The organism is Pacificoceanicola niger, from assembly GCF_048553275.1.
Lineage (GTDB): Bacteria > Pseudomonadota > Alphaproteobacteria > Rhodobacterales > Rhodobacteraceae > Pacificoceanicola.
In genome coordinates, this window is sequence record NZ_JBLZMW010000003.1 from 245,920 (window position 1) to 271,111 (window position 25,192).

Sequence of the window (25,192 nt, forward strand, 5' to 3'; positions counted from 1 at the left end):
TCACACCATCCGCCGGACGGGAGGCAAGATTACTTGATCTTGCCTTCCTTGTACTCCACGTGCTTGCGGGCAACGGGGTCGTACTTCCGCACCGACATCTTTTCGGTCATGGTACGGGCGTTTTTCTTGGTCACGTAGAAGTGGCCGGTGCCTGCGGTCGAGTTCAGGCGGATCTTGATTGTGGTCGGCTTCGCCATTGTCGTGTCTCCTGGGGTCGTGCTGCTACAGGGCGGCGGCCCCGTGAAAATCCGTAGAGCCTGCCTTTTACCCACCCCGCCTCCCGAGTCAACGGGGTAGACGAGAAAATCTCATGCGCGGAAGGCCTATAAGCCGGATTCTGTTCCAGGCCTGGTCTCCCCGGCCCTTCGACGACCATTCATCTGGGCCACGCGTTGCCACGTGGCTCTAGCTGCCAACCCGGACCACTCGGGGTGAAGCCCCCCTGCCCCGATATCCCGCAGGCGGGATCAGGCGGGCGCGTGGTCCCTATTTGGCATTGCTCCCGGTGGGGCTTGCCATGCGGGGACTGTTGCCAGCCCCCCGGTGGGCTCTTACCCCACCGTTTCACCCTTACCTGCCCCGAAGGACAGGCGGTTTGTTTTCTGTGGCGCTCTCCGTCAGGTTGCCCTGCCCGGGCGTTACCCGGCACCGATGCTTCAGCGAGTCCGGACTTTCCTCTCATCCGGGGCACACCCCCGACAAGCGGCCGTCCAGCCTTCCGCGCACCCGCCGCAATAAGAAGCGCGCCCGCAGCCGTCAATCCCCGTCTTCTTGTTGGTCGACATACTCCGTCGCCCGGCTGACCCGGGCGCGGGGGTTCAACCGATTGCGAACCAGAGGCCCTATGCGCCCGCCCGAGGAGAAGGCCGCAAGGCCGCCGACGAGACCAACCGTGTGCGCCGGGACGGCGCACTCCGCGCAAGAGCGCTCAGCGCAGCATCAGCGGCAGGGCGAGCCAGGCGCGCAGCGCGTCGGCCACCGCCTCGGGCGCTTCCAGCGCAGGCAGGTGCCCGGCCTCTTCGATCACCTGAAGCGTCGCGCCCGGGATCAGGTCCGCCATGAAGGCGTGGCGCTTGACCTCAAAGAGCCGATCCTGCGCACCGCAGAGCACCAGAACCGGCACCGCGATCTTGCGCAGCGTGCCCTGCTGGTCGCGCCGCCGCTGCAGCGCGCGCGCCTGCCGCAAGTAGATCTCCAGCCCCAGCACCGCGCCCATGTCCCGCGCCAGCGCGAGGATGTCGTTTCGGTAAGGCCCCGGTGCCAGCGTCTCGGCGGGCAATTCCTGCTCCAGCACCTCGCGCAGCCGCCCGGTCCGGGCGCGCACCATGCGCGGGTCACGTTCGGCGGCCTGCGCGGGCGTGTCCGCCAGCGGCGAGGTGTCCATCAGCGCCAGCCTCGACACCCGGTCCGGCGCCCGCCGGATGATCTCCAGCGCGACCATCCCGCCCATGCCATGGCCCACCAGGGCGCAGCGCTTGGGCAGCAGGTCGAGCATGCCAGAGGCGATTTCCTCGATCCGTTCACCGCGCGTCGGCGGGATGCACATGACAGCAAAGTCGCGGGACAGATCGGCGAGCTGCGGGCCGAAGGCCCGGGCATCCGCCATCATGCCGGGGAGGAACACAACAGTTTCGCGCATGATCGCCGATCAGCTCCTGCTCGTCACGGGTCCGGGCGGCTGGCGGCGGTGCGCGCGGCTAAGCCCCGGATTTTCAGGCACATTACCAGAGCCGCGCTCAGCGAAAAGGCCGAAACGAAAAACCGGCGCGAATCCGCGCCGGTTGTGTGTTTTGCCATGGGGTCCCGCACAGCCCGGCGTCAATTGACGTTCATCCGGTCCCAGAAGATCCCGAGGTGTTTCGAGACGATCTCGTTGTAGCGGTCGCTTTCCTTGAGTTTCGCCAGCCCCGCGTTGAAGCGGTAAAGGAACGTCGTTCCGCGCCAGTGACGCTTCGAGATGATCATATGCATGCCGAGGCTCGACACCGGGCGATCCAGCGGCACCACCTGCCCCTGCAGTCCCATTTCCTTGATCACCTGTGCCCCGAGGAAGACGTTGAGCGACACCGCATCCACGTCACCGTTTTGCAGTTTGCGGAAGCAGGCGGGTTCATCGTCCCCCCGCACCAGCGTCACCTTGCCTGTGCTGAGCCATTGCCGCTCCGGCGTGTCGAGGTCGAAGGACAGGAAGCCATCGGGGCGGCAGATCGTCTTGCCAAAGATATCCTCGTCGCGCTCGAAGGTGAAATCCGAGCCATCCTTGACGAAGAGCAGCATCAGCACCTCGGCCAGCGGATCGGAGAAGTGATAATTCACACAGCGTTCGCTGTCAGGCATCTGATCGCAAGGCGGCTTGTACCACGGAAACCCCATGTCGAAGGTCTTGGCATTGAGCTCAGGGAAGTGCTTGCCCCAGTCATTTTCCCAGGTGATCGAATAGCTCACCGGGTCCGGAGTCTCCTCCATCGCCGCGTTGACCAGTTCGGTCAGCATGCCCTGCCCCGGCCAGTCGAGATCGGTGAACGGCTCGTAGTTCGATCCGGTCAGCAGCTTGAGCTCGGCGTTGGCCACATCGGTCTGCAGCGGCGTCGCATCCGCGGCTTGCGTTGCGGCCTCACAGGGGATGATCAGCATGTCGCCGGGTTTGACCTGAAACACCGACGCGGTCAGCGCCACCTCGTTGGCATAGTAGATCAGCGTCCATTTCTCCGGATCGCCGTATTTTGCCTCCGCGATGGTAAAGATCGTCTCGCCATCGCCCACCCGGTGGGCCGTCGGTGCACAGCTTTGCGCCGAGGCCGCACTGCCGCCCAGGGTGCCCAGCGCGGCGACGATCAGGGCCGCCGCATTTCTCCTCCACGGACCCATCGATCAGAGCCCGGCCCAGATACTGGACATATGGGTGTCGATGACCTTGAGGTATTCGCCACTGTCGCGCATCTTTTCCAGCCCGGCGTTGAAGGCGGCGATCAACTCGTCCGCGCGCGGGTTGGATTTGTGAGCGACCACGTGAAGCCCCTCGATGGCCAGCGGGCGGCGCAGCATCAATTCGACGTCGCGCGCCAGCCCCATGTCCTTGAGCACCACGCGGCCGGTGAATTCGTTCATCGCCACGGCATCGGTGCTGCCATCCATCAGGCGGGTGAAGCATTCCTCCGCGGTCACCGGCTGCTGCAGCCGCGCGCCCTGGCGGGTCAGGTAGTTCGAGCCGCCCTGGCGGCCACCGGCCTCAAAGCCGAGCGGGCTGCACACGCGCATCCCGGCAAGATCGCTTTCGCCGTCAAAGGTGACCGGACGGTCCTTGGCCGTGAACAGCACCACCAGCATTTCGAACATCGGTTCGGAGAAGACATAATCGGTGCAGATCGCCCCGGTGTCGCCGTCGGAGCAATGCGGTTTCTTCCAAGGGAACGCGAGGTCCATCATGCCATCCGACAAGAGCGGATCAAGGTGGGTGGAGCGGTCGTTGATCCAGTAGAACTTGTGCTGGCCGGTGGTGTCGTCGGCCACCAAAGCACGGTTCACAAGATCGGTGATCATGCCCGAGCTCATCTGCAGCCGGTTGGTGAAGGGGCGGAAGTCGTCACCCGCGAGCAGGCGCACATCGACGCCCTGCGCGGCCTCTTCGGCGCTGCGCTGGCGCGCGGCGAGCTGCGCGGCAGCATTGGCGGGTTTGGCGACCGGGGTGATGCGCGGCGCGGCGGCCTGCTTGCTGTCGATCACGGTGCCGCCCTTGAGCCCCGTGGGCAGCCCGTCGATGCAGGGCATGCGGTAGGCCTGACCGACGCGGATGCTGTCCGGGCTCGGGATCACATCGATATTGTTGCGATAGATCGCCGTCCAGGCACCGACGTCCTTGTAAAGCTTGTCGGCGATCAGCGAGAGGCTGTCGCCGCGTTGCACGGTGTAGACACCACCGCAGGTTTCCTGTGCCGCGGCCCCGATGGTCGTGGCAGCGACCAAAGCGGATGCGAGCGCGCTCACGCGTTTCAACATTCGGACTATCCCCCTAGATACTGTACACAAAATCTGGCGCATCTAGTGTGTGTTCGTCAACCTTAACGCAAGCCCTAGTGTGATGCCCGAGATGCATTCGCTATGTTAACAAAGTGTTAACGTCGCATTATTCCGCAATGCGTCGTGCCAGAAGCAGGCTGTGACCGTGGGTTTCGGCGTCATCGGGCGCAAAGGCTTCGGTGGCAAGCCCGGCGCGCGACAGAATCGCCTCGTAGTCCGACGGCGCGAGAGAGGCATGATACACCAGCGCGCCGTTGACATGACCGAGCACCTCTCCCGCCTCCGGCCCGACGGTCAGCAACAGACGCCCGCCGGGGTTCAGATGCGCGGCAATGCGCGGCAGGGCGGCGCGCTGTTCGTCCTGCGTGAGATGAAAGAAAGAATCCCAGCCGATAATCGCATCGAATGTCCGGCCAAGGTCCAGCACGCGCATGTCGGCCATGCGCGCCTCTGCCTGTGGAAAGCGTCCGGCAAAGATCTCAAGCATGCTGTGGGAGAAATCGGCACCGGTCAGCGCGAAGCCCTGTTGCGCGATATACCGGCCAATCGGCTCACCCGCGCCGCAGCCAAGATCCAGAACCGGGCCGCCGGGCGGCACGTTGCGCAAGGCCCGGTCGAGCCAGCCGCGCTCGAACAGGGTCTTGCCGCGTTGCGCATCGAAGGCGGAAGCCTCGCGGTCATAGGTGGCGCGGGTGGTTTCGGACAGGCCGGGGGGCGGAATTTCCTGGGTCATCACCCGCGATGTGACACGATCTGCATCCAGATGGCCAGAGAATCGTAGAGCGTCCATTCCCGGCGCACGCCGAGCGGGCCAAACTCGGCCTGAGACATGCCCATGATGTGCACCTGCGCCCCCGAGGGCGGACCAAAAATGCCCCAGCCGTCATGAGCGCCGGTGAGCGACCAGCGCACCGCGGCGCGGGCGGGCATCAGCGGCTCTTCGAGGCCCATGGCGTGCTCGATCTGGAACTGGGCCGAGGGGAACGCGGCGCGCAGGCCCATCCAGAACTGCGCCGCCTCATCCGGGCCATGGCCACTGACCGCGTCGGGATAGGCAAGCTGGCAGGCGTCGTCGTACTGGCCGGAAACCTGATGCAGCTCACCGGCCATGATATGGCTGAGCAGCCCGGCAAACGCGCGACCCCATTGGTTGGCGTTGCCCTCTCCGGTGTAGGGGCCCTGCTGATCGTTCTCCGGACGGAACGGCATGTTTTCCGGGTCCGCCTCCGGCCAGAGCGCACGGGCGAGCGCCTGCGGATCAAGCCCGAGCTGCGCACAGATCGCGCCATTGTCACGAACGCACCAGATGTCGCTGATACGATTGCCCTTGGCATAGATTTCCGAAAGCTCGCGATAGCGCAGCGCCTTGCCGGTCGGCGCGCCGAATGGTCCCGGCCCGCGATGATGGCCGCGCAGCAGCAGCCGCTGCGCCCCGAGCAGGCCGTGGCTTTCGTTGCCGGTGCTGAACACGTCTTCAGTCAGCGCCTGCTGATCGGGCATCGCGACCATCTGCCCCTGCAGATCCGCCAGCACGGCCCCGCGCCCGAAGGCGATGCCAAGCGCGTCGCGGCGGATGACCTGGGCGTGGAAGGCCTCCTTGAGGCTGCTTTCGATGGTGCGCTCCTCGCGCATGGTTCTGGCCGTGGCCGCGAGGAAGGCGTTGAAGCGCGGGTCGGAGCCGGAGGCGGCACGGGCGGCGGCGGCCTGCGCCAGGGTCTGGTTCGATTGCGGCATGCGCGGCAGGCTGGCCAGCGGATGACTTCGGGACGCTGCGGCGCTCATACGACCTGCCTCGCCAGGGGCCGTGGCCGGGCGTCGTGGGGGAAAGTGCTGGACCATCTGTTCATAGGGGCAAAGCTCCGCAGGCAAGGGGCGACGGGGCCGTGCCCGCACCGGGCGCAGATCGGGACCAAAAGACCGGCGCGGCGCGGGATCGCAGGGATGCGATGGTTAACCCCGTCCCTCCCGGATTAACCGAACGAAGGTTGTGAAAACGTTAACCTTGAAGCCCGCTTCGGTCAGATCTCCCGGTTCTGACTGTCTTATTTCAGTCCAGCCCCGTCCTGCCCAATGTCTGCGCAGCAGGTCGAGCCCGGCAAGACCGCCATTTTGCGCCACCGTACGCCGCAACTCCTCGCGCAGGCGTTCGGGCAGACCGGCGAAGAAATGCCGCGCCTCGGCCTCTTCCTGCGCCTGCCAGATCTCGGACAGGCACTGACCCTTGTCGTCCCAAAGGATGGCCTCCTGCATGACCGGGGCGATCCGGTCGGTCCAGCGGACATGCGCCCCGTCCTGCGCGAGATGACCGGTGCGCATCAAAGCCGCCCCGATCCGGGAAAACCGCGCCGGCAGGGCAAAGGCATCGCGCGTATCGGGCAGCGCGGCAGAGTGGCTGACCGCATGGTCGATGAAAGCTTGTAACACGAGGTCGAACGCCCGCCGCGTCAACGCACGGGTTTCGAGATGGGCCTGCAGCCCGTCCGGCGGCAGTCTCCTCCCCCATACGGTGTAGTGATCGGTGCGCACCAGAACGCCCAGCGCGCCAAGCGCCGCACAGGCGCTTTCATGGGCGGGCTGCCCACCGGTGCAGATCCGCCCTTCCGCCGTGATTTCCATCTGGGGCAGCGCATCGGACAGGAGGTGGTCCGCCGCTTCGGTCAACACCCGCCGTTCCGGCAATGTCAGCGGCTGCGCCGCCGTGTTGTCATTCCGGCCCTGTGACACGGGTGGCCTCCGTTCCTTGATCGAAACGCTTACATGGCGATCCGGCGCGGCGCTGGCAACCCGGCAGGCGCGTTAAGGTTAATGCGTCTGCGGAGGGTCCGGCGCGCGGAACTCGGGGAAATCGGCATAGCGCCTTTGCCGGTCCTCCAGTGGCTCCGGAGGCAGACCGCCGGGACGCAGCAGGCAGCCTTTCGGCGCGATATAGCTGTCGATGCGGCGGCGCGGCTCGGGCCGCCAGGCGATGTTGAAAGCGCAGAGTTTGGGAAAGACATAGATCTCGGAAAAGGGGATGTGATCATACAGCCACCATGCCAGATCCCGCCAATCCCGGCCCCGGTCATAGCGGTCGGAAAACCACGGAAGAACCACGCAGGCCCCGGCGACGGGGCGGTCCGGACTATCCCAGATGTGGCATTCGAGATGCCAGTCGTTGGCGGCGCAGCTGTGGCCCTTATCATTTCCGAAGGCATTCAGCGCCGGGGCGCGGTAGCCGGAGCGGACAAAGACCTTGCCAAAGGTGTCGTGCAGCGGGTCAAGCAGCGTCTCGCACAGGGCGCGCCCCCGAGCGATGGCGAGATCCGGCCGTTCGGGAATGTTCGACAGGCCATGGAGGTTGCCGATCTCCGAATGCAGGAATTCGCGCAGGAAGAAGTGTTTCGAAAGGCGGACGCGGCCAAGGTCCTCAAGGCCGCGCACCGATTTCGGCGGACGCCTCATCCCGCGTCGTAGCCATTCCAGCGGAACGCGCCATCGGGCCCGAGGGCGGAATAGGGATTGTGGGCAAATTCCCAGACATGGCCATCCGGATCCTTGAGATAGGCGATGTATCCGCCCCAAAAGACCTCATGCGGGGGGCGCAGGATGGTGGCACCCGCAGCGCGCGCGCGGTCGGTCAGCGCGTCGACCGCCTCGCGACTGCTCAGGTTGTGTGACAGGGTGGCGGCCCCGGTGCCGAGATCGCCGGGCGCAAGGCCCATGTCCTGCGCGAGCTTGTCCAGCGGATAAAGCCCCAGCGCCTGCCCGATCAGATCGAAAGCGATGACACCATCGGGCGTGTCGACACGGGTCCACCCGAGCGCCTCGTAAAAGGCGGCGGAGGCGTCCATGTCGGAGACGCCAAGGGTGATGAGGCTGACGCGTTGGTCCATGTGTGTGCTCCATTGTTCCGTGTATTATGGGACGTGACGGCTTGTGCCTTGGCTTTGGATTGCGAAGGCGGCAGACACGCCCCGGCGATCACCGCGTGACCGGGGGCATATTCGGCGAGAGTCCTGACAGACCATGTCAGGATCAGCCCGCCCCGGCACCTGCCTCACGCCAGCACGTCGAGCACGGCGGTCTCGATCAGATGCAGGCAGGCGGGCGTGGAAAAGCGGTGATCCGCCCCCTTGACCAATGTCAGGCGGCAGTCCTCCGCGTCGATATGGTCAAGCAGCGCCAAGGCGGTGTCGCGGCGGACCGCCTCGTCCTCTGTTCCCTGCAGCAGGCGCACCGCGCAGGCCATCGGCAGGGGCTGGCGCAGAACGAGGTTCTCCCGGCCGTCCTCGATCAGCTTTCGCGTGACGATGTAAGGGTCTTCGTAGGCGGAGGGCAATTGCACGCCGCCCTCTTCCATGACGGTGCGGCGCTGGTCTTCCGTAAACCCGGTCCAGAAGCCGTCTTCCGTGAAGTCCGGCGCGGCGGCGATGCCGACAAAGCCCGCGAGATCCAGCCGTTGTGACAGGATCGCCGCAATCCAGCCGCCCATCGAGCTGCCGACCAGCACGACCGGGCCAGAGGTGGCATCGCGTATGATCGCCTCGGCATCCGCCGCCCAGTCGCCGATGCAGCCGTCTTCGAATACCCCACCCGACGCCCCGTGCCCGGCATAATCCAGCCGCAGGAACGCGCGGCCCTGCGCTTTGGCCCAGGCCTCCAGATGCACCGCCTTGGTGCCCTCCATGTCCGAGCGATAGCCGGAGAGAAACACAATGCACGGACCGGTGCCGGGGGTGAAGGCATAAGCCAGCCTGTCGCCGCGAGGGCCCGTGATGTAAGAGATGTCCGCCATGAGAGCTCCTGTCATTTTTTCGGCCAGCATAGGCAGGCATGCCGGAAACCCAAGCCCCTGTCCTTCTTCTCTTTCATAAATACTCGTAAAGACACGGCCGAAACCGCAGGCCCGACGCCAGATGCGGACCGCAACACATCGTAGGGCGGGGCTGTGCCCCGCACCCCGGCCCGGTCAGCTGTCGATACTCTGCGCGAGGACGCGGGAAATCACGGTCAGGCTCTCACCGCTTTCGGCCTTCCATGTGTTGAAGGCCTCCTGAACCGCCGTGCGCGCGCTCTTCGAGGTCGGCTCCTTGTCGATCACGCCTTCGGCAATCAGCCGCGCAATGACGCTGCCGGAGAGGATATAGCTTTCCTTGCCGAGCTGCCGCAGCGCGTAGGACCCGGTCGAGCCGCCAAGGCGGGAGCCTTCCTTTTGCAGCCACATCAGCAGCCCGGCGAAATCCTCCGCAGGCCAGTCACCGATGCGGCGTCCAAAGCTGCCGTGTTCGGCGCTGACCTTCTGGATGAAGTAGGCGTTTTCCTGAATGGCGCGGACTTTCGGCGGGCTGCGCACGATGCGCGGATCGTCCAGAAGCTCATCGTACCAATCCTCGGACATCATCGACACGCGCCCGATGTCAAAGCCGTGAAACGCCTCTTCGATGCCCGGCCATTTGTTCTCGACCACCTGCCAGCTGATGCCCGCCTGCATGATGCCGCGCGCGAATTGCGCGAGCCAGAGCGCGTCCGGGATCGCTGCCAGCGCATCGGCGGTCTTGGTTTCGGGGGCACCGTCCAGCACGGCGGCGCGCCCGCCCTTGCGGTCGGCGGCGATGGTCAGGATCTCTTCGTAGCTGCGCATGGGCATGCCCTCACTTTCCCGGCGAGGGTTGCACAGGGCGGCGCGGCAGGAAAGCGATTACGCCTTTTCGTCGCGAAGCCGGAAGGCCAGAAGCCCGCCGATCAGCGACAACACCGCGAAGCCGGCCAAAGCCACAAGCGGGCCGCCCACGGCCAGCGCCCCACCAAGGCCGCCAACCGCCAGGAGCAACCCGCCGATGACCGTATTGGCCAGCGCCGCGTAGCGCGCGCGGCTTTCTTCGGGTGAGATGTCAACGAGATAGACGGAGCGCCCGCGCCGCACGCCCTGATAGGCCAGCATGAAACCAAAGAGGATGGCCGGGATCACATAGCCCGAGCCGGACCAGCCGAACGTTTCCGCCGCCACGGCCAACAGCGCAAAGCCCGCGCCGCACAGGCCCGAAAGCGCAAGAACGAGCCGCGCCGAATGGTCCGCGAGGCGGCCCCAGACATAAGAGCTGACGAAACTGGCCAGGGCAGACGCGAGCAAGAGCGCGCCAAGCCCCTTGAGTGCGCCCTGTCCGCCGCCGAGCAGCACGAAGTAGGGCGGCGCGAGGGCGGTGACCGTCAGCAGGCCGCGCACGGCAATGAAGCGGCGGAAATTGCCGTCTTCCCTCAGCGGCGTAAAGTCGAGCGATTGCGCCTCGCCGGTGTCCGACGGATCTTCTTCGAGGGTTGAAAACAGCGCCGCCGCCGCCAGCCACAACCCCGCCGCCAGCCCGATGGCCGCGATCACCGGCGCCTGCTCGCGAAGCAGACCCGACATGAGCAAGAGCGCGAAGATCACCACCGCGAGCGAGGCCGCACTGCCCGCGACACCGGTAACGGTGCCCCGGCGGTGTTTGGCAATGGTCTTGCCCAGGATGTCCTTGAAGCTCACGGAACAGGCGGCGCGGCTCAGCGCCAGCAGCGCCAGGGCGGCACAGATGGCAAGCCCCGCCGCCATGCCTTCCAGGGTCAGTGCCGACAGCACGATCAGCGCCGCCCCGATCCCCTGCCCCGCCGAGCCAAGCACCCAGGCCCATTTGCGGTGTGTCATCTTCTGCACCCAACCGGCGAGCAGGATTTGCGGCAGGAGCGCCCCGGCTTCCCGGATGGGCACGAAAAGCCCGGTGATCGCCGCTGGAGCGCCAAGCGCCTGACCAAGCCAGCTCAGCACCAGTTTGGGGTCGATCAACCCGTCGGCAATCTTGGTCGTCGACAGCGAGCCGATATGCCGAAGCGCATTGCGTGCCTCGCCCGGCGGCGTCTCCCCGTCGGTCTCCGCCACCGTGTCATAAAGCCGATCCGCAACCCCAGTCATGGCATCTTTACCTCGCTATGCGCATGTGGCCGCAGGCGGCTCCATGCCTTGGCTTGACAGCCCTCGCCGCCCCCGCCAAAACGCGCACAGACACATAACCCGCAACCGGGCGTTCCGTGGGCGCCAAAACGACGAGGAGCATGGCCATGAGCCAGATTTCTTTGACCTTCCCAGATGGTGCAGCCAAGAGCTTTGACAAGGGCGTAACCCCTGCCGAAGTCGCCGCTTCCATTTCCAAATCCCTTGGCAAGAAAGCCATCTCCGCGATGGTCGATGGCCGGCACTGGGACCTGCAGTGGCCGATCGAAGCCGATGCGCAGATCGCCATCAACACCATGCAGGACGAGGCCCCGGCGCTGGAGCTGGTCCGGCACGACCTTGCGCATATCATGGCGCGCGCAGTGCAGGAGATCTGGCCCGATGTGAAGGTCACCATCGGCCCGGTGATCAAGGACGGCTGGTATTACGATTTCGACCGGGAAGAGCCGTTTACCCCCGAAGATCTCGGCGCGATCGAAAAGAAGATGAAAGAGATCATCAACGCCCGGGACGCCGTTCGCACGGAAGTCTGGGACCGCGACGTGGCGATCAAGTATTACGAGGACCGGGGCGAGCCCTACAAGGTCGAGCTGATCGAGAGCATTCCCGGCGATGAGCCGCTGCGCATGTACTGGCATGGCGACTGGCAGGATCTGTGCCGCGGCCCGCACCTTCAGCACACCGGGCAGGTTCCGGGCGACGCCTTCAAGCTGATGAGCGTGGCCGGGGCCTATTGGCGCGGGGACAGCAGCCGCGCCATGCTGCAACGCATCTATGGCGTGGCCTTCCGGGGCAAGGAAGAGTTGCGCAAGCATCTCAACATGCTCGAAGAGGCCGCCAAGCGCGACCACCGCAAGCTGGGCCGCGAGATGGACCTGTTCCACATGCAGGAAGAGGCGCCGGGGCAGATCTTCTGGCACCCGAACGGCTGGAAAATCTACACCTCCTTGCAGGACTATATGCGCCGCCAGCAGGAGCGCGACGGCTATGTCGAGGTGAACACCCCGCAGGTCGTCGATCGCAAGCTGTGGGAAAAGTCCGGGCACTGGGACAACTACCAGGAAAACATGTTCATCGTCGAAGTGGATGAGGAGCACGCCCGCGAAAAGGCGATCAACGCGCTCAAGCCGATGAACTGCCCCTGCCACGTGCAGGTGTTCAACCAGGGTCTGAAATCCTATCGCGATCTGCCGTTGCGGATGGCGGAGTTCGGCTCGTGCAACCGCTATGAGCCCTCTGGCGCGCTACACGGCATCATGCGGGTGCGCGGCTTTACGCAGGACGATGCGCATATCTTCTGCACCGACGATCAGATCGAGGCGGAAACCGCCAAGTTCATCAAGTTCCTCGCGGGGATCTATGACGATCTCGGCTTTCACAACTGGACGATCAAGCTCTCGACCCGGCCGAAAAAGCGCATTGGCTCGGAGGAAAGCTGGGACCGGGTGGAGAAGGCGCTTGGCGATGCCTGCAAGGCGGCGGGCTACGACTTCGACATTCTCGAAGGCGAAGGCGCGTTTTATGGCCCGAAGCTGGAATTCACGTTGACCGATGCCATCGGCCGGGAATGGCAATGCGGCACCCTGCAGGTGGACCCGAACCTGCCGGAACGGCTTGATGCGACCTACATCGGGCAGGACGGGGCCAAGCATCGCCCCGTGATGCTGCACCGCGCCGTGCTCGGCTCGTTCGAGCGCTTCATCGGCATCCTGATCGAGGAGCACGCCGGCAAGCTGCCGTTCTGGCTGGCCCCGCGTCAGGTGGTCGTGGCCTCCATCGTGTCGGAGGCGGATGACTATGTGCTTGAGGTCGTCGCTGCGCTGAAGGCCGCAGGCGTGCGCGCCGAGGCGGACATCCGCAACGAGAAGATCAACTACAAGGTGCGCGAGCATTCGCTCGGCAAGGTGCCGGTGATCCTCGCCATCGGGCACCGCGAGGTGGAAGAGCGCACCGTGACGGTCCGCCGTCTTGGCGAGAAACAGACCAGCGTGACCAGCCTCGACGAGATCGTTGCGGAGCTGGGGCAAAAGGCGCTGGCGCCCGATCTGCTCTGATCCGGGCGACCGCCTCGGCCCCTGACAATGAAAACGCCCCGGTCGCCACGACCGGGGCTTTTTCTTTGCGAAATTCCGGACCTTGTCGGAAGGTCTGCGACCTGCTTTGATTGCGTGATCGTTAGCGGCTTCAACTTCGGGGCCAGTGACCTTGGTACCATTCAGATTTCAGGAGACATTATGAGCCCTTTCAAGACTCTGGCCGCCGCCTTCGCGCTGGGCCTGGCCGCGCTTCACGCGCAGGCCGCGACCGTCGATTATTCGGTTCTGGCAACCACCAACGGTCTGTTCGGCCAATGGCAGTCCGGAGGAACCAATATGGCCAGCGGCCCGCAACTCAGCGCCGGTGAGACCATCACGATCACCGCGCCGGGGACCATCTCTCTCGGCGAGATCTACAACGTCGTGACAGCCGACGGGGTCGATGTGAATGCCAGCACCGGGCATGTGTTTGCATGGGAATACACCCCGCTGGAAGAGGCCGGCGTGGATGCAAACCCGGCGCTGGCCTACGATCCGATGATGTACGGCCTCGGGGCACTGATCGCTGCCTTTGTCCCCACGGCGACGGTGGCCGCGCCGGGGTTCACGGCCCGCAACACGGATGCAGGCGGCGGCATTCAGGCGAGCGATCTGTTTCTCGTCGGCTCCAGCCTGACGTTCACGGCGGCCTATGACGGCTATCTCTTCTTTGGCATCAACGAAGGGTATGTCGCCAACAACAGCGGCAATTTCACGGTCACCGTGACGCCGGGCGGCGGCACCACCGCCGCTGTGCCACTGCCTGCGGGATTGCCGCTTTTGCTGGCCGGATTGGGCGGGCTTGGCCTTCTGGCACGGCGAAAGCGGCTGTAACACAACTCGCGATATGCGTGAACGCGTGGGCGGCCATGCGTGTATATCCGCGGAAGCTGTAACATTCCTGCGCTGGAAGCCTGCCAAGGGGCCTCGATTTGTTTCGGGGCCCTTTCGTTTTCTCTTGAATTCATTGAATTTCTGCGTGTGCGAAGGATCACGGAAGGCGCGATACCGCTGACAGGCGCGTGAAACACGGCTGCGTGAGTGGCTGGATTACCGGGCTGCTGCCAGTCTGAGGAGGCCCGGAACGAGACGATCCGGGGACACACATTCAACCTGCTCAATTGATCTGACTGAAAGGAAATCCGATGTCCTATACCCTCAAGACCGCCGCCCTCGTGGGTGCTGTTGCTGCCTCTTTCGCCGCCTCCGCCGTGCAAGCGCAGGACCAGGAGAAATGCTTTGGTGTGGCCATGGCCGGTGAAAACGACTGCGCCGCCGGGCCCGGCACGACCTGCGCCGGCACCTCCAAGGTCGACTATCAGGGCAACGCCTGGAGCCTGGTTGATGCCGGCACCTGCACCGAGATCGAGTTGCCCGCCATGGCGGACGGCTCCGCGCGTATGGGCAGCCTTGAAGCGCTCGATCGCGATCTGCCGATGGAGGGCTGAGCCTGTGCCACGGGCGGGGCAACAGCCCCGTCCGAACCACCGATGGAGACCGCCATGTACGACCTCAGCCCGTCTTTGCCGCCCCTGCCCGGCGTCGGCTACAAGCCTCAGCATTACCGGGACATTCTCGATGCGGCGGCGCCCGTGGGGTGGCTTGAGATCCATGCGGAGAACTACATGGGCGACGGCGGGCGGCCGCTGGCACAGTTGCGCGCACTGGCGCAGAGATTTCCCATATCCGTGCACGGCGTCGGCCTGTCGATCGGGGGCGCGGGCCCGCTTGATCCAGAGCACCTTGCGCGGTTGAAACACCTTGTGGACTGGCTCGATCCGGCAAGCTTTTCCGAGCATCTGGCATGGTCCACACACGACAGTCATTTCTACAATGACTTGCTGCCCCTGCCCTACACCGACGCGACACTGGTGCGCATCTGCGATCATATCGACAGGGTGCAGGAGACGCTCGGGCGGCCAATGTTGCTTGAGAATCCCTCGTCCTACCTGGCCTTTGCGCGGAGCACCTGGGAGGAGCCCGCCTTCCTCAGGGAAATCGCGCGGCGCACCGGCTGCGGGCTGCTGCTTGATGTGAACAACGTCTTTGTCTCGGCGGTAAACCTCGGGTTTTCGCCGCAGGGCTACATCGAGGCCTTTGACCTTGACCGGGTGGGAGAAATCCACCTCGGCGGGCATGACGAGGATGAAGACGACCACGGCGAGCCGCTGCTGATCGACAGCCACGGGCGCGCGGTCGCGGAGCCGGTCTGGGCGCTGCTGGATGTGGTTCTGGAGAGATCCGGGCCGAAGCCCGTACTGATCGAATGGGATACGGATGTGCCCGAATGGCCCGCGCTGCGCGGGGAAGCGCGGCGAGCGGAGGCGGCGCTGAGCCGGGCGGCGGCATGAGCGCCGGTGCGGGATATCGGGGCTCTGCGCCCGCGTCTGCGACGCTCCCCCGGAGGTATTTGGAAAGAGAAGAAGCCGAGGCGGTCTCGCAAGAGGTTTTTCTTGAGGCTCTGCGAAAGGTCGACAAAGCCGTGCCCGCAGGGCTGACCGACGGCACGGGGCGGCCCGCAGGGAGGCGGTTTGCGGTCTATCGCAACAATGTGGCGGTGTCGCTGCGCGAGGCACTGGAGGTCGGGTTTCCGGCGGTGCGCTCTCTGATCGGCGTGGAGAATTTCGCCCGGATCGCCGGGCTTTATGTCCGGCACGCGGCCCCGACATCACCGGTCATGGCCGGGTATGGCGCGGGTTTTGCGGCAATGATCGCACAGACCGAAGCGCTGAAGCCGATTGGCTATCTGCCGGACGTGGCGCGGCTCGAATTTGCGCTGCGCGAGAGTTATCACGCGGGCGACGCCCCGCCCTTCGATCCCGCGCGACTGCAGGGGTTGTCCGAGAGCGTATTGATGGCGGCGACACTGCGGCTGGCGCCTTCGGTGCGGCTCTTGCGATCACCCTGGCCGGTGGCCTCGGTTTGGCGGTTTGCGCTGCGAGGTGGGGCAAAGCCTGAGGCGCGGGCAGAAGACGTGCTGATCCTGCGGCCGGCGTTCGATCCAGAGCCGCATATTCTGCCTCCGGGCGGCGCGGATTTTGTCATGGCCTTGCAACAGGGCACGACCTTCGGCGCGGCGCTGGAGGCTGCCGGCGCGGATTTCGATCTTGCCGCGATGATGGCGCTGCTGCTGCGCGGCGGGGCGCTGGCCGATATGACGACAGAGGCATAGGAGAGACCGATGGACTGGCTTTTTTCGCTGTATGCAAGGGCGTCCGGCCCTGTGGAACGCCGGGGAGACGGGGTCTTGCCTGTATTTGCGCGGCTGGTTTTTGCCGCCACGCTTCTCGGCTATTTCTGGGCCTCGGGGCTGACCAAGCTCGGCGATGGCGTCTTCGGTTTTCTCAACCCGAGCACCGGCGCCTATGCGCAGATCTTCCCGCGCGCCTTCGAGGCGGCGCGTTACAACACCGAGAACCTGAGCCTCTGGCACTGGGCGGTGGTGACTGCCGGGACATGGGCCGAATTCATCCTGCCGCTGCTGATCGTGATCGGCCTGATGACGCGGCTGGCGGCTTTGGGGATGATCGGTTTTGTCGTCTTGCAGAGCCTGACCGATCTTTACGGGCATGGCGGCATTGCCCATGCACAGACGCTTGGCGCGTGGTTCGACCGGGCACCGGACGGTCTGATCCTTGATCAGCGGGCGTTCTGGATGCTGCTTTTGCTGACGTTGGTGATCAAGGGCGCCGGGGCGCTGTCGGTCGATCGACTATTGATGGCGCGGCGGGGGCCGGATTTGGCACCGGCCTGACGGATCAGGGTGTCTTGCCGAAGTGCGACTTGGGCTCGTCCGGCTGACCCGCAGCGAGGGCAAGCACACCGCCAAGTCCGGCAAAGCAGATCGGGAACATGGTGAAGACGTTGAAGCCAAAGGCGCTGTACATGCCAAAGGCGGAGATCAGCAGCAGAATGCCACCCCAAAGCGCCCGCGATTTCGCCATGGCCCCGCCGGCAATGGCCAGCATGGGCGAGAGGATCGACACGACACGCACCAGGTCCGGATCATCGAACATGCCAAAGGCGTCTTCGATCCCCGAGACATGCCGCGCCAGTTCTGTGTAGCCAAAGCCGAAAAACCCGACGAGCATGCCGAACACACCCGCGATGATGCCAAGGGTCAGTGCCGCGTTCCGCATCAGCCCACCCCAAGCGCCGATTGCGCCGCCTTGTCCCAGCCAAGCACCATGGTGTCGCCGTCCACGATCAGCGGGCGTTTCATCAGCGCCGGGTGATCGCGCAGCAGCGCGGCAGGGGCGCGGGCACGCTCGTCCTCGGACAGGCCGCGCCATGTGGTCGAGCGCGTGTTGAGCAGTTTTTCGCCGAACTGCGCGAGGGCCGCGTCCAGAACATCAGACGGAACACCGTCGTCGCGAACATCCATAAATTGAACGTCTTGCAGGGCTTTACGCGCTTTGCGACAGGTGTCGCAGGTCTTCAAACCATAGAGGATCATGCCATTTCCTTCGTCGATTTCGTTCACATAAGAGCCTGTTTGCTGAAATACGAGGACGTTTTACTTGATTTTTGCAGTGGCACCGCAAAACCTGAAGATGTGACCTTCGACGATCAGTCCCGGAACTGCGGCCACCGCGTTCTTTGCTGAAAGGCGAATGTGACGCGGCAACCTTGCGCACGGCAAGGCCACTTAAATGACTGGGAAAGGAGCACGGAGACTATGCCGAGCGGCACCGTGAAATGGTTCAACACCACCAAAGGCTACGGCTTCATTGCGCCCGATGCGGGTGGAAAAGACGTTTTCGTCCATATTTCGGCGGTTGAGCGGTCAGGTCTGACCGGCCTCGCCGACAATCAAAAAGTCAGCTACGAGCTGCGCGAAGGCCGGGACGGCCGGGAGATGGCAGCTGACATTCAGCCTCTCTGAGGCCGCCTGACTGCCCTGCAATAACCAAAGACGGGCCGCGTTTTGCGGCCCGGTGACCTCCGGGTTCGACCCTGTTCGTGGTCTTTGCTCAGACGCGGGCTGTCTGGCGGCACTGGGCTCTTGCGCTCAGACGACTCCTATCAACGGTTAAGATTGAAGGCATTCGCCGTTAGGCGATGCGATATCGCCTGCCTTAGACTGAGAGCCTGCGCCGTCGCTCTGCGCAGCCCTGGAGTGAGCGGCCCGCCTGTGCGGGCACCCCCTGGTGATACCCGATACCTGAAAGCGAAGGAGGGTCCCATGTCGATCGAAACCAGCATCGTCCTTGCCATTTTCCTGGGTGGCGGGCTTTTTGTGACCGCTGTCGCGCAGTTCAAGCCGCTGACATCCTGGGAGGCGCCGGTCGATACGCTTCAGACCCGCAGCCTGCCGGAGGCGGCCAAGGACGGCGGATATGCCATGTGCCAGGCGAGCATGCCAGGCGTAGACTGCGCCTGCTTTGCTCAGAAGGCCACGCAGGTATTGATGGAAGACCGCCCGCGAGCGAGCGGCTGGTCCTATGCGGATCAATGGGAACTGGCCCGCGCACAGGCCAGCGACAGCTGTTCGTGATCAGGCGCTGCGGCGCAAACTGCCGGACGCCTCAGCCGCCCAGGCCCGAACCGCATCGCCAAAGGCGACGAAGAGCGGACGCGAGACCGGATCGTTGGCGGCGTCCCACTCCGGATGCCATTGAACAGACAGCGTAAAGCCCTTTGCGCCCTCCACATGGATTGCCTCCGGCGTGCCATCGGGAGCGTGGCCTTCGATAACGATGCGCGCGCCGGGCGTCTTGATCCCCTGTCCATGCAGCGTATTGGTCATGACCTCGGTGCTGCCGAACAGCTGGTGGAACACGCCGCCTTCCTGAAGCGTCACCGTGTGACGCAGTTCGAACTTCTCTTCGAGCGTGCCATCGGGCGGCATGCGATGGTTCATGCGGCCAGGCAGATCGCGGATCTCCGGATAGAGCGTGCCGCCCATGGCCACGTTGACCTCCTGAAAGCCACGGCAGATGCCCAGAAACGGTTGGCCGCGCGCCACACAGGCCCGGACCAGCGGCAGCGTGATCGCATCGCGCGCCCGGTCATAAGCGCCGTGCGCCTCGGTCCAGGACTCGCCGTATTCCTCCGGGTGCACATTGGGGCGACCACCCGTCAACAAAAAGCCGTCGCAGGTTTCCATCAACTCCTCGACCGAGACAAGGCGCGGATCGGCGGGGATCAGCAACGGCAGGCACCCGGACACCTCCGAGACCGCCTCAGAATTCATCGTGCCGCCGGCGTGTGCGGGATACTGATCGTTGATCAGGAAGGAATTGCCGATGATGCCCACGATGGGTCGCGCCATGTCGATGCTCCGTCTTTGAACGGCGGGTTCGGACCTGTGTCGCCCGCCGCGTCCCATCGCGCGGCCCGACGGGCGAGGCGCAATGAGAGGCGGGCGGCGCGGCCGATCTACCCGCGAACACTTGATCTCAGGAATAGACCATAGAGCGTCCTTAAGAAAGGTGAACCACCCTGCGCAAATGCACAAGTCACAGGCAGTGCCGCGAAAGCAGGCAAGCACACCGGCCATTTCACACGTCTGAGAATCGGACTACCCTGCCGCCATGGCAGAGCATCTCGTCGATATGAACACATGGCCCCGCGCCGAGCAGTTTCGGTTTTATCGCAGTTTCGAACGACCGCATTACGCGGTCACGGTTCGGCTCAGGCTGGATCACGTGATGGCGCGCAAAGCCGAAGGGCTCTCACCCTATCGCGCCTGCCTTTATGCGATTGGCGCCGGTCTGCATGCGGTGCCGGAACTGTGCATGCGGTTTCGCGGGCAGACCGTTGTCCGCCACGACCGATTGGCCCTGTCGATGACGGTGCCTCGGGCGCGGGGCGACTTCAACTATGCCTACGTGCCGTTCGAAACGGATTTCGCGGCGCTCGATGCGGAGGCGCAGCGCTGCATTGAACACGCGCGCCTGTCTGATGGACTTGATGCCACCGATGGGACAACGCAGGATTCGGTGGCGTTTCTGTCCTGCCTGCCGTGGCTGGATTTCACCGCCATCGACAACGCCCTGCCGCATGCGAACGACTGCATCCCGCGCGTCAGCTGGGGCAGGATCGTTCAGGAGCCGGGAGGGTGGCGCATGGCCATGGCGATTCAGGTGCATCATGCGCTGGTTGATGGCGCGCAGCTCGGTCAGTTCTTCGAGACCGTGCAGGAAAGCCTGGACCGGGTGTGAGACCGCCCCTCAGCCGCGCGGCATTTTCAGGGTCAGGTTGCGACCGCTCTTGGTATAGCGCAGCTCGCTCTCGCCGATCGCGGCCACACGCCCGCCGTCAATCCGGTCTCCGACCTGCACTTTCTTGTAGCTGCCACTGGGCAAGCGGACGAGCGCGCGGCGGTTGGACGGGGTGCCGTAGATGCCAATCAGGCTAACCTTGCTGAGGTTGATGGCGTTGGTGACGGTGGCCGAGCGCGCGACGCTTCCGGCGGTCGTGCCACTGGGCTGTACCGTGCGCGGGGCGATGGCGGCGGCAGACGCGGTCTGGACCTCCGCCTGCGGCGCGGCGGTCCGGGCCTGTTCGACGATGGCGCTCATGTTACGCGGACGGGTCACCGGCACAAGCGACGCTGTGACCGCCTGCTCGGTGGCCGGGCTTTCCGGCTCCGCATCGACGGCGGCTTCCTGCTCGGTGCGAGGCCGCATCACGGGGCGCAGCCCGGCAAGCTCGGCGGTGGAGAGGCCGGTTTGCGTGGCCCGTTCGCGCTGTTCGACGATATCGTCCGGGCGGGCCTCCGGACGCGTTTCACGCAGCGGATTCGCGGCGCCGGTTTCCGGCACTGCGGTGCTCTCCGGTGCGGTAAAATTCGGGCGGCGTGGCGGAACAGCTGGCGGCAGGCCGGTGTAAATCCGCAAGCCATCCGGCGTCAGTGCGCCCTCCGGCGTCGCCCGGATCAGACCGCGCGGGTCAAAATCAAAAGTCATGCCTGCAGGCGGCGGCAGGCCCGGATCGAGCATCGCCAATTCGGGACCGATTTCGCTGGCCTGGGGCAGCGCGACAGCATCGGATTCCTGCACAACCGGATCAATGGAGGCGGCATAGACCTGATCGACGCTGTCCTCTGGCGGTGTCCGGGGCGGCGTCGGCGCGCGCAGCCAGTAGCCCGTTGCCGCATAGGTGGCCGCAGCCTCATCCGCGGTCAGCGCTTGTGGCTGGATCGGCTGCACCGGGCGCGCGGTGGGGCGGGTGCTGTCATCGAGGGTGTCCAGCGCCGCGAGCTGTGTGTCCTGTTCCGCTTCGGTGGTTTCGACCTCGACTTCCGGTGACGCGGGCTGCGCCGGGGCAAGGGCCTGCCCGGTCTCGGGATCGGCGCTGCTGATCGTTGCGGAGCCCTCCGGCAGGCTGGCGATCGCCTCCGGCGCATCATCGCGGAACAATCCGGCCAGACCATCGTGCAGGAAGACCGATGCCCAGGCCGCAACACCGGCAAGGAAGAGCAGCAGCGTCGCGGTCAGCATCAGCCCGAGGAAGCGCGGCTTGCCCCCCACATCCTGCCCACGCGCCCCGAAGATCGTCATCCGGTCGGCTTCGCTCTGACTGGCGATGGCGGCGGTGCCATCGCCCGAAGGCGCCGGGGGAACGGCGGCATTCTTGATTGGCGTTCCCGGATTCGGCATGGCCGTCCGCATCGCGGCGACGCCCGTGCCCGGAGCGGAGCGCGGCGGCGCCTTGGCCGCGGCCATCTTGCCAAGCGATCCTGGGTTGCCGGACTCGGGCGGCACCGCCGTCAGTCCCGGGTCGATGCGCACGCTTGGCGAAGCGGGCTTTGGCGCCGGGGCCTTGGGGAAAGGTTTGGCAGAGAGTTCCGGCGACGTGGCGACCGGTACAGCCGCACGGTCCGCCGTATCGGCCTTGTTCTTGCGCCGCGACAAGAAGCGTGCAGCGGCAGCGGCGGCGCCGGATTTCCGGCCTGGGCGCGGCGCGGGCTGCGCGGCTTCGATCATGCCGGAGGTGATCCCGGCGGATTTCGGACCGGCGTCGGCGCCGACCGGCTTCGGCGCAGGGACGCCCTCCCCTTCCGACCGGGGCGCGCGCGCGGCAAGCGCCACGGCACGATCGCGGGCCGTCAATGGCGTCTCGGCTTTCGGGGTCACTGGCGGCTGTGCCGGGCCGGATGTGGCCGGGGCCGGTGTCTCGGGCGCGGTTTCCGCGACTGTTTCGTCCGGCGTGGCAACCGGCGTGAAACGCGACTTGATCTCTGCCCGCGGCGCTTCCGGCGGCTTGCTTTCGGACCCGGCGTCGTCGAGCACGGCGCGAATGGTCGAGAAATACACGTTTGCCCCGGCCTCCGGATCGGCAGCCGTCGGTTCAGGCTCAGCGATAGCGGGCGTGTCCGCCTGCGGCGGGCTCGCGGGCACCGGGGGCGTTTCTACGGCGGACGGGTCTTCGGGCTGCGGCTGCGACACGGTTTTCGGCTCGGGCTCGTCGACGTGCTGCGCGGCATCGGGCGTGTCGGTGGCGGGCCCGGACGCGGGGAGGTCGCGCGCGCTTTGCGGCGCATCCCCGGCCTGCGGCGGGACTGCCTCCACCGGTTGCGATTCTGGTTCGGCTTCCGCCCCCCGCGGCGCGACCTCGGGCGCTGTCTGGACGACTGGCTCGGAAGACTCGGGCGCTGCGGTGTCGGGGACTGGATCAGGCGCGGGCGGAGCCGGAAGGACGGGCGCAAAAGCCGCCTCATCGGCCTCGAACACCTCAATGGCTTCCGGCAAACGCCGGGCGCGGCCTTTCCAGCTTTTGACCTTGCCGAAATAGACGGCCCCCTTGAAGGCGTCCGCCGGGGCGATGGCGGCGTGCGAGACCCCCTCGAAGCCATGATTGCGGGCGAAGTCTTCTGCTTCCTCAAGGGTTTCGCGCGCCACGGCCGCGACCAGAAGCCGCCCACGGTCGGCGGTATGGTCATAGACCAGCTCCGAAACCGCATAGGGTGTCGCCCCGGCCAACGCGGTGCGGATCGCCTCATCGCGCGCTGCCGCGTCGCCACCGGGATCCGGTGTATCGAGATAGCGGATCTGCTCGTTCGGGATCACCAGAACGACCTTGCTGCCGCCCTCAGGATCGAGGGCCAGAGCCTGCTCCCGCAGAGCGACAACCGCCATATCGAGATCCGGCTCATCGAGAGCCACTTCGGACAGGCGCGCCCAGCGGCCATTCACATGCCGCAGCAGGGCAATACCTTCGAAGGAGAGGGAAAGCGCAAAATCAGGTACCATGCATGGTCTCTAGCAGTCCCACAAAGTCCGTGGGAGTCAATTTCCTGTACACCCTCAATATAGAGCAAGCTTTTGCCGAGGAAAAGAAAAGCTGCGCGGCAGGGTTGCGGAGCGCTGCCCGTACCACGACATTAGCCAAGAGTTCACAGCCTTGTTCCAGGAGTTTTCCATGCTGCGCCTTGCCCTGATCGCTGCCCTGCTTGCCCCGCTGCCCGCGGCGCTTGCCGCCCAGGAGGCTGCCCTGCGCAGCCTGACCGTCACCGGCCAGGGAACGGTGGCCGCCGTGCCCGACATGGCACAGATCTCGCTCGGGGCGCGGGCGCAGGATGAAACCGCCGTTGGCGCAATGAACAAGACCAGCGAAGCGCTCGATGCGATCCTGTCGCGGCTGACCGCCATGGGCATTGATGCGCGCGACATCCAGACCAGTGGGCTGCGGCTTGACGAGCGCTGGAGCAATGGGTCGGTCAACGGGGTACGCGAGCGCGACGGCTATGAGGCAACGAACATGGTAACGGTGCGGGTGCGCGATCTGGAAAAGCTGAGCGATGTGCTGAAGGCGGTTCTGGATGATGGCGCCAACAGTCTCGCCAACCTGAGCTTCGATGTGCAGGACCCGCGCGCGCTGCAGGAAGAAGCACGCCGCCAGGCGGTGCGCGACGCCATGGAAAAGGCCAAGCTCTATGCCGGTGCGGCCGGGGTGACGCTTGGCCCGGTGCTGACGATCACCGATTCCGCAACGCCCATGGTGGCCTCGGGCGATATGCCGATGCTCAGAGCGGAGGCGATGAGCGTGCCGGTCGCGGCCGGTGAGATCACCCTGCAGGGGCAGGTGACGATGGTTTTCGGGCTGGAGTAACGCACTCCCCGAGTGTCATGGGGCGCCTGTACCGCGCCCCATCCGGGCCGGGCGCGCGGGATCGCTCAACTGTCCGGGCCGGAGACGAACCAGTCCCCCACGTCGATGGTTTCCATCCGCAGGCCGTGCGCCACCACGATGCGGCGCAGGGTTTCTTCATGCTCTGTCCCCTCGCCCGCCAGCCAGTCGAGAAAAAGGCGAACGGCGCGGCGCGACAGGTTGCGTTCGGGGCTGAGCACCCAGTAGGCCGGAAACCGCAGCACCGGCAGGTGCGGCGTTACCGGGACAAGCGCGCCGGTTTCGACCTCGGACGCGGCCAGAGCCAGAGATTCGAGGCACACCCCCGCCCCGTCGAGCGCCAGTTGCAGCGCCATCGAAGAACGGTCCATGAGGATGGATTTGCGGTTGGACGCGGTTGTCAGCCCCATGCGCCAGAGCCACATGTCCCACTGGCACAACGCCCGGGCGCTGTCGATCAGCCGTGCGGCGTCCAGTCGCTCCTCCGGAGACTCCGGCAAGCTGGCGAGATAATCCGGGCTGCACAGCGGCAACACGCAATCGTCGAGCACCGCGCGCTCCGGGTAGCTTTGCCAGCCTCCAATGCCATAGCGGATATCGAGGTCCATGATCTCGCGTTCGAAATCGGACGGGTCCGGGGCCGCATCGACCCGGAGGTCCCAATCGGGATATTTCATGACGAAGCGTGACAGGCGTGGACCAAGCCAGCGCACGCCGAAACTGGGGGTGACCCGCAAGTTCACACGACGGGCGTCGCGGCTCTGGCCAAGTTGGGCCTGTGCGTCGCGCAGCATGCGAATCGCGCCGGAACTCGCGCGAAACAGCTGCTCCCCTTCCAGTGTCAGGCGCAGGGCCCGCCCTTGCCGGCGGAACAGCTTGACGCCCATCTGCTCTTCGAGCTGGCGGATTTGCTGGCTGACGGCCGACGGGCTAACGCTCAACTCCTCCGCCGCGCGGCTGAGCGAGCCACGCCGCGCCACGCACTCGAAGTGGAGATAAGCATTGAGGCTGGGGGGGCGTGCCATGGCACTCGGACCGCGACAGGGACGCGCGGGCTTTCAAC

27 protein-coding genes and 1 other RNA gene are annotated in these 25,192 nt (G+C 65.4%); 10 read left to right on the forward strand and 18 right to left on the reverse strand.

Features of this window, described 5'->3' with window-relative positions; genetic code table 11:
• Positions 1–29: 29 nt before the first annotated feature.
• From rpmG to ACN2XU_RS06075, 13 genes are all read right to left on the reverse strand, one after another.
• On the reverse strand, positions 30–197 hold the full coding sequence (gene rpmG, locus ACN2XU_RS06015; protein WP_050927593.1) for a 50S ribosomal protein L33: 168 nt from the start codon (positions 195–197) through the stop codon (positions 30–32).
• A gap of 113 nt (positions 198–310) precedes the next feature.
• Positions 311–722: RNase P RNA component class A (rnpB, locus tag ACN2XU_RS06020), an RNA gene on the reverse strand.
• 206 nt (positions 723–928) lie between these two features.
• The gene (locus ACN2XU_RS06025) at positions 929–1,639 is read right to left on the reverse strand and encodes an alpha/beta fold hydrolase (RefSeq protein ID WP_419409502.1); all 711 of its coding nucleotides are present in this window, start codon (positions 1,637–1,639) and stop codon (positions 929–931) included.
• A gap of 179 nt (positions 1,640–1,818) precedes the next feature.
• Positions 1,819–2,868, reverse strand: coding sequence for a transporter substrate-binding domain-containing protein (locus ACN2XU_RS06030; RefSeq protein WP_419409503.1), 1,050 nt, complete (start codon positions 2,866–2,868; stop codon positions 1,819–1,821).
• Positions 2,869–2,871: 3 nt separating this feature from the next.
• On the reverse strand, positions 2,872–3,996 hold the full coding sequence (locus ACN2XU_RS06035; RefSeq protein WP_419409504.1) for a LysM peptidoglycan-binding domain-containing protein: 1,125 nt from the start codon (positions 3,994–3,996) through the stop codon (positions 2,872–2,874).
• A 127-nt stretch (positions 3,997–4,123) separates the two neighbouring features.
• Positions 4,124–4,750: a class I SAM-dependent DNA methyltransferase gene (locus tag ACN2XU_RS06040; RefSeq protein WP_419409505.1), complete on the reverse strand. Its 627-nt coding sequence runs from the start codon at positions 4,748–4,750 to the stop codon at positions 4,124–4,126.
• Complete coding sequence (locus tag ACN2XU_RS06045) at positions 4,750–5,799, reverse strand: nuclear transport factor 2 family protein (protein WP_419409506.1); 1,050 nt, start codon at positions 5,797–5,799, stop codon at positions 4,750–4,752. Before ACN2XU_RS06045 ends, ACN2XU_RS06040 begins: the two co-directional genes overlap by 1 nt.
• A gap of 168 nt (positions 5,800–5,967) precedes the next feature.
• Positions 5,968–6,741, reverse strand: a complete 774-nt coding sequence (locus ACN2XU_RS06050) for a hypothetical protein (protein ID WP_419409507.1) — start codon at positions 6,739–6,741, stop codon at positions 5,968–5,970.
• A 78-nt stretch (positions 6,742–6,819) separates the two neighbouring features.
• Complete coding sequence (locus tag ACN2XU_RS06055) at positions 6,820–7,458, reverse strand: hypothetical protein (protein WP_419409508.1); 639 nt, start codon at positions 7,456–7,458, stop codon at positions 6,820–6,822.
• Positions 7,455–7,889 carry a VOC family protein gene (locus ACN2XU_RS06060; RefSeq protein WP_419409509.1) on the reverse strand — a complete coding sequence of 145 codons (435 nt, stop codon included), beginning with the start codon at positions 7,887–7,889 and terminating at the stop codon, positions 7,455–7,457. Before ACN2XU_RS06060 ends, ACN2XU_RS06055 begins: the two co-directional genes overlap by 4 nt.
• A 164-nt stretch (positions 7,890–8,053) precedes the next feature.
• Positions 8,054–8,791, reverse strand: a complete 738-nt coding sequence (locus ACN2XU_RS06065) for an alpha/beta hydrolase (protein ID WP_419409510.1) — start codon at positions 8,789–8,791, stop codon at positions 8,054–8,056.
• Between the two features lie 174 nt (positions 8,792–8,965).
• A complete protein-coding gene (locus ACN2XU_RS06070) occupies positions 8,966–9,643 on the reverse strand; it encodes a DNA-3-methyladenine glycosylase I (RefSeq protein WP_419409511.1) in 678 nt (225 codons plus the stop codon).
• Positions 9,644–9,694: 51 nt separating this feature from the next.
• Positions 9,695–10,939, reverse strand: a complete 1,245-nt coding sequence (locus ACN2XU_RS06075; protein ID WP_419409512.1) for an MFS transporter — start codon at positions 10,937–10,939, stop codon at positions 9,695–9,697.
• 146 nt (positions 10,940–11,085) lie between these two features.
• Between ACN2XU_RS06075 and thrS the strand changes: the two genes are divergently transcribed.
• The 6 genes from thrS (at position 11,086) to ACN2XU_RS06105 (ending at position 16,807) form a co-directional block, all read left to right on the forward strand.
• Entirely contained in the window at positions 11,086–13,032 is a 1,947-nt protein-coding gene (gene thrS / locus ACN2XU_RS06080) for a threonine--tRNA ligase (RefSeq protein WP_419409513.1), read from the forward strand.
• Positions 13,033–13,212: 180 nt separating this feature from the next.
• Positions 13,213–13,887, forward strand: a complete 675-nt coding sequence (locus ACN2XU_RS06085; protein WP_419409514.1) for a VPLPA-CTERM sorting domain-containing protein — start codon at positions 13,213–13,215, stop codon at positions 13,885–13,887.
• Between the two features lie 311 nt (positions 13,888–14,198).
• Positions 14,199–14,501 (forward strand): BufA1 family periplasmic bufferin-type metallophore, encoded by a 303-nt coding sequence (locus ACN2XU_RS06090; protein ID WP_419409515.1) that lies wholly within the window; start codon positions 14,199–14,201, stop codon positions 14,499–14,501.
• 54 nt (positions 14,502–14,555) lie between these two features.
• On the forward strand, positions 14,556–15,404 hold the full coding sequence (gene bufB, locus ACN2XU_RS06095) for an MNIO family bufferin maturase (protein ID WP_419409516.1): 849 nt from the start codon (positions 14,556–14,558) through the stop codon (positions 15,402–15,404).
• A gap of 59 nt (positions 15,405–15,463) precedes the next feature.
• Positions 15,464–16,225, forward strand: coding sequence for an HvfC/BufC family peptide modification chaperone (locus ACN2XU_RS06100; protein ID WP_419409517.1), 762 nt, complete (start codon positions 15,464–15,466; stop codon positions 16,223–16,225).
• 9 nt (positions 16,226–16,234) lie between these two features.
• Positions 16,235–16,807 (forward strand): DoxX family protein, encoded by a 573-nt coding sequence (locus ACN2XU_RS06105; protein WP_419409518.1) that lies wholly within the window; start codon positions 16,235–16,237, stop codon positions 16,805–16,807.
• A 4-nt stretch (positions 16,808–16,811) separates the two neighbouring features.
• On the opposite strand, the gene ACN2XU_RS06110 is transcribed toward ACN2XU_RS06105, so the two are convergent.
• Both ACN2XU_RS06110 and ACN2XU_RS06115 read right to left on the reverse strand, forming a co-directional pair.
• Entirely contained in the window at positions 16,812–17,192 is a 381-nt protein-coding gene (locus ACN2XU_RS06110) for a hypothetical protein (protein WP_419409519.1), read from the reverse strand.
• Complete coding sequence (locus ACN2XU_RS06115; protein ID WP_419409520.1) at positions 17,192–17,509, reverse strand: ArsC/Spx/MgsR family protein; 318 nt, start codon at positions 17,507–17,509, stop codon at positions 17,192–17,194. The genes ACN2XU_RS06110 and ACN2XU_RS06115 overlap by 1 nt, the downstream gene beginning before the upstream one ends.
• Before the next feature lie 222 nt (positions 17,510–17,731).
• Between ACN2XU_RS06115 and ACN2XU_RS06120 the strand changes: the two genes are divergently transcribed.
• Both ACN2XU_RS06120 and ACN2XU_RS06125 read left to right on the forward strand, forming a co-directional pair.
• Complete coding sequence (locus tag ACN2XU_RS06120; RefSeq protein WP_419409521.1) at positions 17,732–17,938, forward strand: cold-shock protein; 207 nt, start codon at positions 17,732–17,734, stop codon at positions 17,936–17,938.
• 300 nt (positions 17,939–18,238) lie between these two features.
• On the forward strand, positions 18,239–18,550 hold the full coding sequence (locus tag ACN2XU_RS06125) for a hypothetical protein (RefSeq protein WP_419409522.1): 312 nt from the start codon (positions 18,239–18,241) through the stop codon (positions 18,548–18,550).
• Here ACN2XU_RS06125 and ACN2XU_RS06130 read toward each other — a convergent pair whose 3' ends face one another.
• Positions 18,551–19,327, reverse strand: a complete 777-nt coding sequence (locus ACN2XU_RS06130) for a gamma-glutamyl-gamma-aminobutyrate hydrolase family protein (RefSeq protein ID WP_419409523.1) — start codon at positions 19,325–19,327, stop codon at positions 18,551–18,553.
• 262 nt (positions 19,328–19,589) lie between these two features.
• Between ACN2XU_RS06130 and ACN2XU_RS06135 the strand changes: the two genes are divergently transcribed.
• On the forward strand, positions 19,590–20,219 hold the full coding sequence (locus ACN2XU_RS06135; protein ID WP_419409524.1) for a CatA-like O-acetyltransferase: 630 nt from the start codon (positions 19,590–19,592) through the stop codon (positions 20,217–20,219).
• Between the two features lie 9 nt (positions 20,220–20,228).
• On the opposite strand, the gene ACN2XU_RS06140 is transcribed toward ACN2XU_RS06135, so the two are convergent.
• A complete protein-coding gene (locus tag ACN2XU_RS06140) occupies positions 20,229–23,252 on the reverse strand; it encodes a hypothetical protein (protein ID WP_419409525.1) in 3,024 nt (1,007 codons plus the stop codon).
• A gap of 169 nt (positions 23,253–23,421) precedes the next feature.
• Here ACN2XU_RS06140 and ACN2XU_RS06145 point away from each other — a divergent pair, with 169 nt between their 5' ends.
• The gene (locus ACN2XU_RS06145; RefSeq protein ID WP_419409526.1) at positions 23,422–24,111 is read left to right on the forward strand and encodes an SIMPL domain-containing protein; all 690 of its coding nucleotides are present in this window, start codon (positions 23,422–23,424) and stop codon (positions 24,109–24,111) included.
• 65 nt (positions 24,112–24,176) lie between these two features.
• Here ACN2XU_RS06145 and ACN2XU_RS06150 read toward each other — a convergent pair whose 3' ends face one another.
• Positions 24,177–25,154, reverse strand: a complete 978-nt coding sequence (locus ACN2XU_RS06150; RefSeq protein WP_419409527.1) for a LysR family transcriptional regulator — start codon at positions 25,152–25,154, stop codon at positions 24,177–24,179.
• Positions 25,155–25,192 lie beyond the last annotated feature (38 nt).

What these genes read in the sequence shown, in the direction of transcription:
- ACN2XU_RS06140 (WP_419409525.1), bottom strand. Translation starts at nt 23,252, where the DNA reads ATGGTACCTGATTTTGCGCTTTCCCTCTCCTTCGAAGGTATTGCCCTG.
- ACN2XU_RS06060 (WP_419409509.1), bottom strand. Translation starts at nt 7,889, where the DNA reads ATGGACCAACGCGTCAGCCTCATCACCCTTGGCGTCTCCGACATGGAC.
- bufB (WP_419409516.1), top strand. Translation starts at nt 14,556, where the DNA reads ATGTACGACCTCAGCCCGTCTTTGCCGCCCCTGCCCGGCGTCGGCTAC.
- ACN2XU_RS06110 (WP_419409519.1), bottom strand. Translation starts at nt 17,192, where the DNA reads ATGCGGAACGCGGCACTGACCCTTGGCATCATCGCGGGTGTGTTCGGC.
- thrS (WP_419409513.1), top strand. Translation starts at nt 11,086, where the DNA reads ATGAGCCAGATTTCTTTGACCTTCCCAGATGGTGCAGCCAAGAGCTTT.
- ACN2XU_RS06105 (WP_419409518.1), top strand. Translation starts at nt 16,235, where the DNA reads ATGGACTGGCTTTTTTCGCTGTATGCAAGGGCGTCCGGCCCTGTGGAA.
- ACN2XU_RS06075 (WP_419409512.1), bottom strand. Translation starts at nt 10,939, where the DNA reads ATGACTGGGGTTGCGGATCGGCTTTATGACACGGTGGCGGAGACCGAC.
- ACN2XU_RS06025 (WP_419409502.1), bottom strand. Translation starts at nt 1,639, where the DNA reads ATGCGCGAAACTGTTGTGTTCCTCCCCGGCATGATGGCGGATGCCCGG.
- ACN2XU_RS06130 (WP_419409523.1), bottom strand. Translation starts at nt 19,327, where the DNA reads ATGGCGCGACCCATCGTGGGCATCATCGGCAATTCCTTCCTGATCAAC.
- rpmG (WP_050927593.1), bottom strand. Translation starts at nt 197, where the DNA reads ATGGCGAAGCCGACCACAATCAAGATCCGCCTGAACTCGACCGCAGGC.
- ACN2XU_RS06070 (WP_419409511.1), bottom strand. Translation starts at nt 9,643, where the DNA reads ATGCCCATGCGCAGCTACGAAGAGATCCTGACCATCGCCGCCGACCGC.
- ACN2XU_RS06065 (WP_419409510.1), bottom strand. Translation starts at nt 8,791, where the DNA reads ATGGCGGACATCTCTTACATCACGGGCCCTCGCGGCGACAGGCTGGCT.
- ACN2XU_RS06135 (WP_419409524.1), top strand. Translation starts at nt 19,590, where the DNA reads ATGGCAGAGCATCTCGTCGATATGAACACATGGCCCCGCGCCGAGCAG.
- ACN2XU_RS06045 (WP_419409506.1), bottom strand. Translation starts at nt 5,799, where the DNA reads ATGAGCGCCGCAGCGTCCCGAAGTCATCCGCTGGCCAGCCTGCCGCGC.
- ACN2XU_RS06125 (WP_419409522.1), top strand. Translation starts at nt 18,239, where the DNA reads ATGTCGATCGAAACCAGCATCGTCCTTGCCATTTTCCTGGGTGGCGGG.
- ACN2XU_RS06150 (WP_419409527.1), bottom strand. Translation starts at nt 25,154, where the DNA reads ATGGCACGCCCCCCCAGCCTCAATGCTTATCTCCACTTCGAGTGCGTG.
- ACN2XU_RS06090 (WP_419409515.1), top strand. Translation starts at nt 14,199, where the DNA reads ATGTCCTATACCCTCAAGACCGCCGCCCTCGTGGGTGCTGTTGCTGCC.
- ACN2XU_RS06030 (WP_419409503.1), bottom strand. Translation starts at nt 2,868, where the DNA reads ATGGGTCCGTGGAGGAGAAATGCGGCGGCCCTGATCGTCGCCGCGCTG.
- ACN2XU_RS06035 (WP_419409504.1), bottom strand. Translation starts at nt 3,996, where the DNA reads ATGTTGAAACGCGTGAGCGCGCTCGCATCCGCTTTGGTCGCTGCCACG.
- ACN2XU_RS06120 (WP_419409521.1), top strand. Translation starts at nt 17,732, where the DNA reads ATGCCGAGCGGCACCGTGAAATGGTTCAACACCACCAAAGGCTACGGC.
- ACN2XU_RS06115 (WP_419409520.1), bottom strand. Translation starts at nt 17,509, where the DNA reads ATGATCCTCTATGGTTTGAAGACCTGCGACACCTGTCGCAAAGCGCGT.
- ACN2XU_RS06085 (WP_419409514.1), top strand. Translation starts at nt 13,213, where the DNA reads ATGAGCCCTTTCAAGACTCTGGCCGCCGCCTTCGCGCTGGGCCTGGCC.
- ACN2XU_RS06145 (WP_419409526.1), top strand. Translation starts at nt 23,422, where the DNA reads ATGCTGCGCCTTGCCCTGATCGCTGCCCTGCTTGCCCCGCTGCCCGCG.
- ACN2XU_RS06040 (WP_419409505.1), bottom strand. Translation starts at nt 4,750, where the DNA reads ATGACCCAGGAAATTCCGCCCCCCGGCCTGTCCGAAACCACCCGCGCC.
- ACN2XU_RS06055 (WP_419409508.1), bottom strand. Translation starts at nt 7,458, where the DNA reads ATGAGGCGTCCGCCGAAATCGGTGCGCGGCCTTGAGGACCTTGGCCGC.